The 12,949-nt window shown below is 60.2% G+C and carries 7 protein-coding genes; all 7 read right to left on the bottom strand.

The annotated features are described in order from the left end of the window. Positions 1–11 precede the first annotated feature (11 nt). Positions 12–3,281, bottom strand: a complete 3,270-nt coding sequence (locus tag NQ492_RS03585) for a SusC/RagA family TonB-linked outer membrane protein (RefSeq protein WP_022061302.1) — start codon at positions 3,279–3,281, stop codon at positions 12–14. A gap of 56 nt (positions 3,282–3,337) precedes the next feature. Then, entirely contained in the window at positions 3,338–5,311 is a 1,974-nt protein-coding gene (locus NQ492_RS03580) for a calcineurin-like phosphoesterase C-terminal domain-containing protein (RefSeq protein ID WP_015547961.1), read from the bottom strand. A gap of 594 nt (positions 5,312–5,905) precedes the next feature. Continuing rightward, the gene (locus tag NQ492_RS03575; protein ID WP_015547959.1) at positions 5,906–7,291 is read right to left on the bottom strand and encodes a GNAT family N-acetyltransferase; all 1,386 of its coding nucleotides are present in this window, start codon (positions 7,289–7,291) and stop codon (positions 5,906–5,908) included. Then, the gene (locus NQ492_RS03570; protein ID WP_015547958.1) at positions 7,284–9,194 is read right to left on the bottom strand and encodes an LTA synthase family protein; all 1,911 of its coding nucleotides are present in this window, start codon (positions 9,192–9,194) and stop codon (positions 7,284–7,286) included. The genes NQ492_RS03575 and NQ492_RS03570 overlap by 8 nt, the downstream gene beginning before the upstream one ends. Before the next feature lie 3 nt (positions 9,195–9,197). Next, positions 9,198–10,052 (bottom strand): carboxylating nicotinate-nucleotide diphosphorylase, encoded by an 855-nt coding sequence (gene nadC, locus NQ492_RS03565; RefSeq protein ID WP_015547957.1) that lies wholly within the window; start codon positions 10,050–10,052, stop codon positions 9,198–9,200. A 13-nt stretch (positions 10,053–10,065) separates the two neighbouring features. Then, positions 10,066–10,590, bottom strand: a complete 525-nt coding sequence (locus NQ492_RS03560; protein WP_015547956.1) for a hypothetical protein — start codon at positions 10,588–10,590, stop codon at positions 10,066–10,068. Between the two features lie 13 nt (positions 10,591–10,603). Further along, positions 10,604–12,883, bottom strand: a complete 2,280-nt coding sequence (locus tag NQ492_RS03555) for a TonB-dependent receptor (RefSeq protein ID WP_015547955.1) — start codon at positions 12,881–12,883, stop codon at positions 10,604–10,606. Positions 12,884–12,949 lie beyond the last annotated feature (66 nt).

The following is a 12,949-nucleotide window of genomic DNA, read 5'->3' as shown; positions in this document are numbered from 1 at the left end:
TTTTGAAATTATTAGAAGGTGATGTCGATGCCGAACATGAACGTCTTGGCCCACGGATAGTAGGCGTTGTTGTTCACGCCGGAACGGTTGATAGCCGCTTCGGGATCGACGTACTTGGAGTTCTTTTTGAGCGGCGACCAGTAGCAGAGGTTCTCGCCCGAGAAATAGATGCGGATCTGGTCGATGCCGGCCTTCTTGGTGAGGGTCGCGGGGATCGTGTAGCCGACGGTCAGGTTTTTCAGGCGCAGGTAGCGGATATTCTGCAGGTAACGGTCGTTGACCTTGCTCAGATAACCTCCCGATGAAGAATAGGCTCTTGCGCGCGGGAAATAGGAGTTGGGATTGTCCTCAGCCCATACCTTGCCGAGGAAATCCGTCGGGAGGTAGGAGAGGTAGGGATAGGAATAGCAGCCCCAGAAAGGCATCATTTCTCCGTGGGGATACCAGTAGTGGTTGCCGGTTCCCTGGAAGAAGACCGAAGCGTCGAAGCCCATCCAGCGGATCGAGGCGTTGATGCCGTAGGAGAGCGTCGGGAGCGAGTTGCCCAGGATCGTCCGGTCGCCCGGCTTGTCGACGGTGTCGTTGCCGACTCCCCAGACGCCGTTGCCGTCTAGGTCGACGAACTTCAGGTCGCCGGCCTGCCAGCCGCCGGTCAGACGGCCCGTGCTGTAACTCAGGTCGACCTCTTTGGCATAGGCCTGCGCCTCTTCGGTGGTCTTGAAGAACCCGTCGGTCTTGAAGCCCCAGATTTCGCCGATCTCCATGCCGACGTAATAATCTCCCTTTGTCAGGTTGGTCAATGACTTGTTCGGGTTGTTGTCGTATTTGGTGATGACGCTCTTGTAGTCGCTGAGGTTGAAACCGACGCTGTATTCGAACGGTTTGCCGGCGAGTTTGAACTGGTCGCGCCAGCTGACGGAGAGCTCATAACCCTTCGTACGCAGTTCGGCGGAGTTCATGCTGGGCGAATCGGCCCCGTATACGCCGGGCAGCGCCATTCCGTCGGTCAGCATGTCCTTCGTGTCGCGGATGTAGACGTCGCCGGTGAAGTTGAGCCGGTTGTTCAGCATGGTGAGATCCAGACCCAGGTCCCACTGCTGGGCGGTTTCCCAGGTCAGGTCGGAGGCTACGGGGGCGCCCAGCGAGGAGTATTTGCCCTTTATGCTGCCGTCGAAGGTGTAGTTGCTGAAATCCTTGTTCGTGATCAGGCGCATGTAGGTGTAGTAGGACGACACGTTCTGGTTGCCCAGACTGCCGAACGAAGCGCGCAGCTTGAGGTTGTCCACCAGGTCTTTGGCGTTGCCGAAGAACGGCTCCTCGGAGATGCGCCATCCGGCCGATGCCGAGGGGAACAGGCCCCAGCGGTTGCCCGGTGCGAAACGCGACGATCCGTCGTAGCGTCCGCTCACCTCGAAGAGGTAGCGCCCTTTGTAGTCGTAGTTGATACGGGCGAAGAAGCCTGCCAGGGCGTATTCGTTCTGGCCGCCGCCGTAAGCGCCCTCCGTGGGAGAGCCTGTTGCCAGATTCAGGTCGTCGAGGTTTATGGAGGAGAGGTTGATGCCTGCCACCGAGACGTTCTTGCTGGACCACGTTTCGTAGTTGAATCCGGCGGTTGCCGACACGTGGTGCGCCTCGCCGAACGTTTCGTCGTAGTTGGCGTAGACGTTGGCCGAATAGTAGTTGCGCGTCTGAACCACTTCGTCGAGCTGGTTCATGCCGGCGCCCGTGTCGTAGGCGAGCAGCGGCCCGTCGGGGTATTCGCGGTAGTTCATTGCGGAACTGCGGCTCGTATTGCGGTTCTGGTAGAGGCGGTAGGTGAAGTCACCCGTGATGCTCAACGTCTTGAACGGCGTGATGACCAGGCGTGTCGTGTTCGAGAAGTCGTTCGAGCGGTCGACGTTGCGGTGCGTGCCCTCGTTGAGCAGGATGTGGCGTCCGTTGGCGATCTTGTAATCGAGATACGGCGTGCTGTAAAGCCACGATCCGTCGGGGTTCTTCATGGGGAAGTTGGCCAGTGCGTGGCGGGCGCTGTAAGCGATGGTGTTGTCTACGCTGCCGTCTCCCAGAGACTTGTAATTCGACGAGAAGAACGACGTGTTGTTCGAGAGCGTTGCCCACCGGTTGATCCGAAAATCGAGTTTCGCACGCAGGTTGTATTTGTTATACACGTCGGGATGTGCGCGCTGAATACCTTCCTGGCGGTCATAGGCGCCCGAGACGAGGTATTTGATGTCCTTCGTGCCGCCGCTGAGCGAGATGTTGTGCTGCTGCACGGGCCGACGCTGCTGGAAGAGCATGTCCCACCAGTCGTAGTTGCCGTAGTAGACCCACTGTTTGCGGCCGTTGCGGATCTCTTCGACGACCCACGGACGGTCGGGATGCTCGGTCCTGTCGTTCACGCGCGCCAGCAGCTGCTGCATGTCGTGATCGTTGTATTTGACATAGTTCGTTCCGGAGTCGGCCTGCCAGAACTTGTTGACCGTATAGACCGACCAGTAACCGCGGTTCTCGTAGTCGGTCGAGGTCGTGGCCTCCTCCCAGCCGAAACGGCCGCTGTAACGCACCGTCGCCTTGCCGTCCTGGGCCGAGCCGTTCTTGGTGGTGACCAGGATGACGCCGAAGGCTGCGCGGGCGCCGTAGACGGCTGCCGCCGAAGCGTCCTTGATGACCGAGATCGACTCCACGTCGTTGGGGTTGACGCGGTTCAGGTCGCCCACCACGCCGTCGATCAGCACGAGCGGGTCGGCCGAGTTGATCGAGTTGACGCCGCGGATGTTGATCGCCGGTGTGCTGCCGGGTTTACCCGAGGAGGTGGTGATGTTGAGACCCGCTACGGAACCCTGCAACATGCTGCCCAGCGAATGGGTGACGCGGTTTTCGAGCTCCTTGCTCCCTACGGTCGCAACGGCGCCGGTCAGGTTGACTTTTTTCTGCGTACCGTAGCCGATTACGACGGTTGCATCGAGCATGATGGCGTCCTCTTGCAGGTAGATCGTGATGCTGTTCCGGCTTGAGGGAACCGTCACTTTCTGGGGCAGGTAACCCAGGCAGGTGACCTGGAGAACGGCTTCTCCCGACGGAACCTGGATTTTGAAGGTGCCGTTTTCAGAGGTTGTGACGCCTTTGGTCGTACCATCGACCAGAACGGCTACACCCACGAGCGGCTGTTGATTGGCGTCGAGGACTTTTCCCGACACCTCCCTGTTCTGGGCCGAAAGGGCTGTTATTCCCCCTCCCAATACCAGAAGAAGAGATAGAACCAGTGGTCTTAATACTCTCATAAGATCTGTGTTTGTTGGTTAGTAAATGATGATTGTGGTTGGGTATGTAGCGAAAATCACTTGCGTCGGTAGGCATCCGTGGAGAATGCTTTCGGCCGCTGCATGTTTTCGGTCCACTCGTTTCCGAATTCGTCCTTGACGGTGATCACAAGGTCGGTGTCCGCATCGTCCGCCTTCACCTTGAAGAAGTGCGTGAACTTGTCGGTGATGAACGACGGGGTCGACTTGAGTCCCGCGTTGTTGAACCGCTTGACCGAGAGCGCCGCGATATGGAGCGGGTCGTAGGCCCAGACTTCGGTGTAGGGCAGCGTCTTGCGGTTTTCGTCGACGACGCTCAACGTCCAGTCCGAATTCCAGTTCCAGATGTTGATCAGCACCTCGTTGTCGTTGTTCTGCGGATAGGCGTTGACATATTGCATATAGGCGTTCTTGACCGAAGCGGAGATGTCGGAAGGCATCAGCGGAACGTCGGCCATCGAAAAATGCACGTTGTTCAGGTCGTAGCTGCGGAACTGGTACTCTTCGGGCCATCCGGTCGATTTGTAGAGACATTGGAAATCGGTTCCCGTGACATCCCAGATGCCGTAGCCGCCCGGAGTTCCGTCGGTTCCGATGTGGATTCCGGGTGTGAGGTTGCCGGACCACCACCACGAAGCGCATACCGAGCCGGAGTTATACTCCCGGAAGTTATGCCCGTCCACGATCGGAGCGTCGGGCGTCACGTTGAAAAGTTTGTGGGTATGCCCCGTCACGAAGCGGACGGTATATCCGTCGAGGATGTCGAAAAGCCGCAGGGTGTTGACCGGATCATGGTCGATCTTGAATCCCGATGTGGTCGGATAGAACACCTGCGCATGCATGGCAACGACGACGGGGGTCGTCTTGGCCACGTGCGACAGGTCTTTCGCCAGCCAGTCCAGCTGCTCGGCGGAGAGGCTCTTGACATAGTTGCGGGATTCGGTTCCGTCGTAGCTGCTGCAATCGATGTCGTCCATGACGACGTAATGGACCTTGCCGATGTTGAACGAATAGTAGGTCGGGCAGATCTGATCCACATATTTGACCGCCGCATCGTAGTCCGACCTGGTCTGGAAGTCGTTGTCATGGTTGCCCATGGTGTGGAAGATCTGCAGATTCTTGATCTGGCTGTTGATGGTGTTCAGGTACTGGGGGAAATAGTAGCTGTTCGAATACCAGTAGAGGTCCCAGGTCATGTCCCCGAGGGTGAGCGCATACATCTTCTCGCCCTTGTGGCGGGTCATGTAGTCCGTAAGGTCGGAGGTGAACTGGGCGAACTGTCCCAGGTCGCCCGTTCGGTTGGCGAGGTGCATGTCGCCCAGCATGAAGATCTTGTAGGAGTCCTGTCCGTCGACCTTTTCGAGCTTGAAGTCGGCCCGTTCGACGACGTCGGCGCTGTTTTTGAGCGCGCGGTGGAACTGCGGGAGCACCCCGACGGACGGAACTTCGTAGCCGCTCGGGACGGAGATGAAGACATATCCCCACTTTTTGGCCGATTTGAGCTGGTAGATGCCCTTCTCGTTCGTGACGGTCACCTCCGCGCCGTCGGAGACCACGACGTTCTCCACGCCGACGCCGGCCGACGACACGATCCCGTAGACCGTGGTGCCTGCATCCGGTTTGAAATCTATGTCTTCGACGATGTTGATGTAGATTCTTCCGAACGATTTTTTGCGCGCGTCTCTTTTGACGAAGACTTTGTAGTAACCCGTTTCACACCCGTCGGCCAGGCGTACGGTGAAACTGTCGGAAGTGGTGTTGACGATGGGGCAGACGTAGGAGATGCCTGCGTCCGACTCAAGAATGAATGTGTCTGTGGTCAGGGGCGATTTCCCCCCCCCACTTACGGCGAAAGTGCACTCGCCGCCTTCGGTGACGTCTACCGACCCCGGAACCGTGAATTGCACGTCGAAATTATCCGCGGGGGTCTTTTCGTCATCGCTGCCGCCGCAGGCGAAGAGTTGCGAGACGGCGATGAGTGCCAGTAACAGATACTTTAATACGTTTTTCATTTTAAGTTCTTCGATTATAATTTTTTTATTTGTCCGCGTTTTGTAAATCCGGTTGTTTGGACACCTCGAAGGCCCGGAAAGACCCGGTCGGGGACTCCGTCCCGAAGTCTCCGTTTGCGGCCCTGCCGGCCTTCGCATCTTCCATTATATATATGGTAACCATCTGTTTACCGTGTCGCTTCTGTCTGAAAAACTTTTCAAATATAACTTGTTTGTGTTTCGATTGTGTTTCGAATACATTTCAAAATTAAACTTATTTTATTAAAAAACAAAATCGGATGATTTTTTTTGCAAATAAAAAATTTTAATTTTTAGTCGTGTTTCGTTTGGTAGATTTGCCATTTCCCTTTCATTTCTTTTTCGTTGCCCTTGATTTGTGGAATGGTTGTGAAGCGAAACTGTCGGGCGTCTGTTTTTCGGCGACGGCAGTTCGGAAAACGGCGTGGCGGAGAAGAGTGGCGGGCGGAACCGGAGGTGTTGTCGGAACCGGTCCCGGCCGCTCGGGGCGGGCTGTCGCCTGCGCTGGGAGCGGCAGTGTGGCGGGCGGATTTCGGCGCAGGCCGAAAAGACGCTCGCGGAGGTGAGTTCCGGAGGCTATGAATGCCAGGAGGCGGTGAGCTGTTCGGGGAGCGGAACCGAGGAGTCGCGCCGCCAGACCATCGCCCGGTCGGCGGCCGCGTCGCCCGTGCCGAAGTCGAAGCGGTCTGCGGAAACGAACCTCGCCGGAACGTCGCCAGCGAACCCGAAGCGTCCGTAAAATTCCCGGAGCCACTCCTTGCCGGGCGTCGGGATGAGGAGCGCCGCATCGTCGCCGCGCTCCGCGATGAGCCGCATCGCTTCGCGCATCAGCTGCGAAGCCAGTCCGCGTCCCCGGAACGCCGGGTCCGTCGCTACGCCATAAATATAGGTCGTGCGGCCCAGCTCCGTCCGGAACGGCAGGAGGTGGAGCATCGCCGCCATGCGGCCTTCGGCCTCGGCCGTCAGCATCCGGCGGCGGGAGTAATAGCGCATGATGAACGAGTCGGCGAATTGTTCGTCGTCGCCGAAGGCCTTCATCCAAAGCTCTTTGCAGGCCACTTCGTCGGGGTGCATGCAGATCGCCGCGAATTTGTGCTGGAGGAACGCCGGGTGGTAGGAGAGTTTGGCCTGCCGCAGTCCGTCCAGCCCGAGGTCCTCCTCACGGTTGATCAGCGTGAAACGTTCGGGGAGGTGCTGTGCGAAGAGTTTGTTGATGATCGTGAAAGCGCCGTCGAACTCCGTGTCGGCCTTCTCTACATGGGTGTCGAAGGTGTGGTCGTTGACCGCCGAGCCGTAGGTGAAGGCCGCGAGGCGGTCGCCGACGTAGATGCAACCGCCGATCAGCCCCAGTTCTTCGAAATGTTCGAAGGCCCGCTGCATGGCCCGCTGCTCGGCGCACAGCTCCGAGGTGTGACCTTCGTGGGCCTTGCGCCATTCACGCTCGAGGGCCATGCACTCCCCGAAGCGGTCGGGCGTCAGCTCTTCGTAGCAGTAGTCGGGATATTCGGCCGTGAAGCGGTTGATGTGGTTGCGCTTGGGCTGATAGCGGCGTCCGGCAAGGTTGCGAAGATCGTCGGCGTTGTAGACGTAATCCTCCAGCGCGCGGTCCGACTCGAACGCGAAATGGCAGGGAACGATCCGGCGGATCGTGTCGCGGCCTTCGTCCGTCAGGCCGATGATCCGCAGCCGCTGTCCGTGGGCGTGGGCGTCTTCGCGCAGGAGGGGGAGGATCGGGCCGAAGTCGCCCTCGCCGACGGGCTGCATGTAACCGATGCGCTCGCCGCCGTCGATCTGGAAGCGGATCACCAGGAATCCGCCGATCTCGGCCCACGCGCTGTGGAACACCGCCTGCCAGCAGTACATGTTGGCGAAGGCGAGGTCGCAGTTGCAGATGCCCGAGGGCATGGTATAACGCTCGATGACCGCCCGGTCTTCGAGGCGCACGGGTTTGAATTCAATCATTTGCCGTATAGCTCTTTTTCTCGATATGGGTGTAATACTGCTGGACCAGCGCCCGGAAATTCTGTGCCAGACTGTCGGCGGCCGGGGTGGCCGGGCATTCCTGCACATTCATGTCCGAATCGTCGAGCACGATTGCGCCTTCGCCGGTCAGCGCGCGGAACCGTCCGTCGTAGCTGACCGACCAGCGGGGCCGTTGCGGTTCGTTCAGCACGTCGCGCCCGAATGCGAAATAAGGCTCCCGGTTGCCAGTGAGTCCCAGCAGGGTGGGCATGATGTCCAGTTGCTGCGTGATCTCGCCGACCTCGCCCCGCAGGGCGCCGTCGGGGGTGTAGATGAAGCCGATGATGTGCATGTTGCCCGGGTAGGAGCGCGTCTCCTCCGCGAATTTCTCCGACGACACGTGGTCGGCCACGAAGACGAAGATCGTGCGGCGGAACCACTCCTCGCCGCCGAAACGCTGGAAGAAGAGGCGGAACGCCCGGTCGTCGTAGGCGACGCCCTTGTGAATCCGGGTGTAGCCCTCGGGCAGCGTCGCGGCGTACTTTTCGGGTACGACGAACGGGTGGTGCGACGAGAGGGTGAACAGCGCGGCGAAGAAAGGTTCGGGCATCGCCGTCAGCTCCTCGCCCGTGAATTGCAGGAACTCTTCGTCCCAGATGCCCCAGTAGCCGTCGAAATCCCTTGTTCCGTGCTTCGCCTCGTAGTCCTCGCGGCTTACGAGCCGCTCGACGCCTGCCGAACGGGCATAGGCCCCGAAGCCCATCGAGCCGCGTTCCGAGCCGCAGAAGAAGGCCGTCGCATAGCCTTTGTCCGCCAGCATGGCGGGCAGCTGGCGGCTCTCACCCAACGATTGGGGCATCAGTACGAACGGCGTGCGGAACGAGGGGATGCTTCCCAGCACCGAGGGCATGGCCTGGATCGAACGCGAGCCGTTGGCGTACATCCGTTTGAATGTCAGACCGTTGCGCATCAATGAATCGAGGAACGGCGTGAAGCCTTTTTCCGGGAGGTCGGCGTAGAGTTCCGGATGGAGGAACGCGGAGTGCTCGGCCGACATGCTCTCCATGATGAAAATCATCACGTTGCGGCCCGTGAGATCGACCGCCGCGCTGTCGGCGGGCTGGTGCACGGGCGTGAAGCGCTGGGGCAATTCCTCCGGGGTGAAATATTTCCTGTATTTGACGCTTCCCGCGCTGCCGATGGTGCGCAGGATGCAGAACGGGTTGCTTAAAATCAGATTGGCCTTGCCGCTGTCCGCCGTGTAGAGCATGGCGTTGGAAAGGGTGATCGGACGGGTCATGCGGGTCATGCCGCCGCGCATCCCGGCGACGCTCAGCCCCGCCGCGAGGGCGAAGACGGCTGTGCCGCCGGCATAGTAGGCCCAGCCGCGGCTGAAAACGCTCTCCTCGTGCGTCCGGCGGCGGTAACCCCACGCCAGCAACGCCACGAGTCCCGCCCACAGCAGTACGAGATACCAGTTTTCGGCCATGAACTTTCCGGCCAGCTGCAACGAGTTGTCGTTGTCGGCGAAGAAAATTTCGTCGGCCGTGAAACGCTTCTGCGTGTAGCGGAAATAGACCGTGTCGGCGAGGTTCGCCGCTGCGATCAGCACGGCGTTGACGATCACGTAATACCAGAACAGCATGCCCCGGTACCAGCGCCGTTCGCGCAGGTGCAGGGGCAGGAGCGACAGCAGGATGAACACGCCGTCGGCATAGACGACCGACGCGGTGTCGAATTTCAGCGACCCGGCCACGAGCTGCCCCAGTTCGCTCCACTCCGGCGGACCGAGCAGGGCGGCGTTGTAGACCCAGAACGCCGCGCGGCAGAGCATCAGCGCCGCGTAGAGCAGTGCGATGCGCCACACGAGCAGCGCCAGCGGCGTATGGAGCAGGCGTTTCATCCTCTATTCGCAGGCTTTCAGCGACATGTCGAGCGACTTGATCTGGTGCGTCAGCGCGCCCACCGAGATGAAGTCGACGCCGCACTCGGCATAGTCGCGCATCGTGTCGAGCGTGATGCCGCCGCTCGATTCGGTCTCGCAGCGTCCGGCGACCTTCTCGACCGCCCGGCGGGTCATTTCGGGAGTGAAGTTGTCGAACATGATGCGGTCGACGCCGCCCGCCGCGAACACCTCGTCGATGTCTTCCAGCGTGCGGACCTCGCACTCGATGGGGATCGTCTTGCCTTTGGCCGCGAGGTATCGGCGCACACCTTCGATCGCGGGGCGGATGCCGCCGGCGAAGTCGATGTGGTTGTCCTTCAGCAGGATCATGTCGAACAGCCCCATGCGGTGGTTCTCGCCGCCGCCGATCTTCACGGCCATCTTGTCCAGCACGCGCATGCCGGGCGTGGTCTTGCGCGTGTCGAGGACCTTGGTACGAAGTCCCTCCAGCCGCTTGACATAAACGGCGGTCTGGGTCGCCACGCCGCTCATGCGCTGCATGATGTTCAGCAGGATGCGCTCGGCCTGAAGCAGCGAGCGCAGGCGTCCCGAGACGTAAAAGGCCACGTCGCCGGGCGCGACACGGTCGCCGTCGTGCAGGATCTGTTCGAATTTCATTTCGGGATCGAGGCGTTGCAGTACGAGTTGCGCGATTTCGATCCCGGCGATCGTGCCCTCCTGCTTGCACAGCAGGCGCATGCGTCCGTGTTCGTCGGCCGGGATGCACGAGAGCGACGTGTGGTCGCCGTCGCCGATGTCCTCCCTGATGCAGAGTTCGATCAATTCATCTACGAAAGGTTTGTATTCGGGTTTCATGGTTCGTGGATATTTATTCTTTGATAATCAGTCGCCCTTCGTATATTACCTGAAAAACGCCGGCGCAGGTGAAGCTGACCCGGCAGTCAACGCCGTCGATTGCGCCTGTGAGATTGGTGATTTTATAGCGTTCGACGGGCCGGTAGCTCGATCCTCCGCCTTCATTGTTCTCTTTGAGGGCGGAGGGAATGATCTCCTCCCTGACGAAGTTGAGCGACTTGTCGCCCTTCGGGGTGTAGGTGACCGTTTGGAGCCGCATTTCCACGCCCGGCATGTTGGCCGCGAAGCGCGTTTTGTGCATGTAGAGGGAGAAACTCTCCGGACCGCCTGCGAATTCGAACCAGGCTTCCGGGTCCGTAAACGTTTCGCCTTTGGCGTCGGTCACGGTCGAGGTGCCGTAAAAATGCAGGTTGACACCTTGCAGGTATCCGTTTTCGATGCCGTCATTGGTTGTGGCGTAACGGACTTTGGGTTCGCCGTCGTCGTTGCAGGCAGCGAAAGTTGCGGCGGCGAAGAGGAGGAAGAGGATTTTTTTCATGTGTCGGTATTTGTTAGATGTTTATATTCAGGGTGATGCCAAATGTCCGGGGGCGTCCGCGCTGGACGAACTCATTGCCGATCGACTTGAAATAGAAGACGTCGTAATGCGCTCCTCCGAGGTTGCGGCCCCAGATGTCGAGCGAATAGTGCTTGTGCTCGAACCGCACGGAGGCGTCTGCTAACGCATAAAAGGGCTGCGAAAGTGTGTTCTCCTCGTTCCACCAGATGCGCCCCGCGCAGCGGACTCCCGCTTGCAGGACCACATCGCCGAGCCACTTGACGCCCGTGGGCAGGGTCCATGCCGCCTGGGCCGAGAGGGTGTGCTGCGGGGCGTAGGGGATACGGTTGTCCTTGAAATCCTCGATGCCGTTGTCGTAACGCACGAAACGGGCGTCGGTGTATCCGTAGGCCGTGTTGATCTCCAGCGACCGCCACGGCGCGAATTGCAGGGCCGCTTCGGCTCCGACGCTGCGCGTGCGGCCGGCATTGGTCATCATGCGGCCCGTGCTCTGTCCCTCCGGGAAGATCGTGAGCTGTTGGTCGCGGACATCAATGTAAAATACCGCGAAATCGCCCCGCACGGCGCCGTCCATGCACGAGAAGTGGCCGCCCAGTTCGTAGTTCCAGCTGTATTCCGGCTCGTAGGACATCAGGTCCGCTTCGTCGTACTGCGAACCGGCCATCCGCCATTTGAGCTTTTCGCTCAAGATGTCGGAGAACATCTGCGTGTTGAATCCCCCGGCCTTGTAGCCCTTGGCTACCGAAATATAGAGGTTGCGCACTTCGTCGAAAGCGTAGAGCAGCGAGACCTTCGGCAGCACTTCGCAGTAGGTGTGGGCGATGCGGTTCCCCTCGTCGATCGAGATGCGTTTCGGCGCGGGCGCGCCGCCCTCCTTGCTGACGAAATAATCCATGTCGGTCCGGCTGTGGTAGGCCAGCGACGTGTGTTCCACGTCGAAACGGATGCCGGCCGTGAGCCGCCAGCGGCCCAGCCGCAGGTTCGACTCGTGGTAAACGGCGCCTCCGTACACGGGCATACGGAAATCGGAGTAGAGCGGCAGTTCATCCGCGGAGATCGAGTATTCCTCGTTCCAGATCGCGCCCAGATGCTCGTTGGCGTTCTTGACGATCAGCTCCTCGATGCCCGTGCGTTTGAAGTGCACCGGGGCTTCCATCACGCCGTGGCGGTAGAAACCGAAGGCGCCCAGCAGCCAGCCGTAGCGCCGTCCGTCGTGCGAACGGAAAACGATGTCCTCGGTCAGGGCGTGTTCGCGCCGGGCCTGCCGGAGCGTGAACCAGGGTTCGGGCGTGAAGTCCTGGTCGAGCGTCATCTCGTCGTCGGAGTACTGGTACGAGGTGATCGACGAGACGGAATATTTCGCGGCGTCGTAGCGCACCGTGAGTCCGTCGCTGACCGTTGTGCGGCGGTAGGACGACGGGTCGTTATAGCTGATCTGGCCGTTGCGGATGACGGTCTTGCCGTCGCGCACGATGTCCTCGCCGGCGTAGGCGTAGGGATAACCTCCCTGGTCGAGCGCCGAGAACGAGAAGGTGTTGTCGATGCGCACTCCCCGGTTGTTGCGCCACTGCGTTTTCCAGCGTCCTCCGCCCAGACGCTCCCAGTCGCATTTCTCGCCCGTGCAGTCGTTGTCGAAGAAGCCGCCCGTGTGGGTGAAATAGCCCGTCACGGCCATTCCGAGGTCGGGCGATAGCTTGTAGTAGGACGATGCCCGGAAGCGGTAGGAATCCCCGCTGCCGTATTCGGCCGTCAGCCGCACGCCCTCGTAGGTGAGCGGCGAGAGCGTGTAGACGTTCACCACGCCGCCCATCGTGTTGCGGCCGTAGAGCGTCGACTGGGGGCCGCGCAGGACCTCGATGCGTTCGGCGTCGGCCAGCTCCGTGTCGAAGTTGTCCTTGTTGAGCACCGGGACGTTGTCGATATTCAGCCCGATGACCGGCTGGTCGATGCGCGCGCCGAGGCCCCGCACGTAGATCGACGAGGTCATGCGCGAACCGTAGTCCGGAGCGTGGAAGTTGGGAACCGTTTGCGAGAGGTTTTTCACCGCCCCGATGCGGCCCCGTTCGATGGCGCGGCCGCCGACGATCGACGCCGCGACGGGCTGCGAACGCAGCACGAGGCCCTGTTTGATGGCCGTCACCTGCACCTTGTCCACCACGATCACCGTGTCGGCCGTCTCCGTGTCCGGCGTCGGGCCGTCGCCGCCCGCGGTGCGGGCCGCGGCCGCGGAGGCCAGCAGCAACAGGGGTATGACGAGCGATTTGCGGTGCATGTATCGGTTGCGGTTATCGGGAGTACAAAGTAACGGTTTTATTTCGGTCGGTGCAATCCTAATTTA

Origin of the sequence: Alistipes shahii WAL 8301 (genome assembly GCF_025145845.1) — a bacterium.
Lineage (GTDB): Bacteria > Bacteroidota > Bacteroidia > Bacteroidales > Rikenellaceae > Alistipes > Alistipes shahii.
This window is presented reverse-complemented; position numbering and strand designations above follow the sequence as displayed.

Bases quoted from the DNA above. Each gene is read 5' to 3' on its own strand.
- NQ492_RS03585 (WP_022061302.1), bottom strand. From the start codon at position 3,281: ATGAGAGTATTAAGACCACTGGTTCTATCTCTTCTTCTGGTATTGGGA.
- NQ492_RS03580 (WP_015547961.1), bottom strand. From the start codon at position 5,311: ATGAAAAACGTATTAAAGTATCTGTTACTGGCACTCATCGCCGTCTCG.
- NQ492_RS03575 (WP_015547959.1), bottom strand. From the start codon at position 7,291: ATGATTGAATTCAAACCCGTGCGCCTCGAAGACCGGGCGGTCATCGAG.
- NQ492_RS03570 (WP_015547958.1), bottom strand. From the start codon at position 9,194: ATGAAACGCCTGCTCCATACGCCGCTGGCGCTGCTCGTGTGGCGCATC.
- nadC (WP_015547957.1), bottom strand. From the start codon at position 10,052: ATGAAACCCGAATACAAACCTTTCGTAGATGAATTGATCGAACTCTGC.
- NQ492_RS03560 (WP_015547956.1), bottom strand. From the start codon at position 10,590: ATGAAAAAAATCCTCTTCCTCCTCTTCGCCGCCGCAACTTTCGCTGCC.
- NQ492_RS03555 (WP_015547955.1), bottom strand. From the start codon at position 12,883: ATGCACCGCAAATCGCTCGTCATACCCCTGTTGCTGCTGGCCTCCGCG.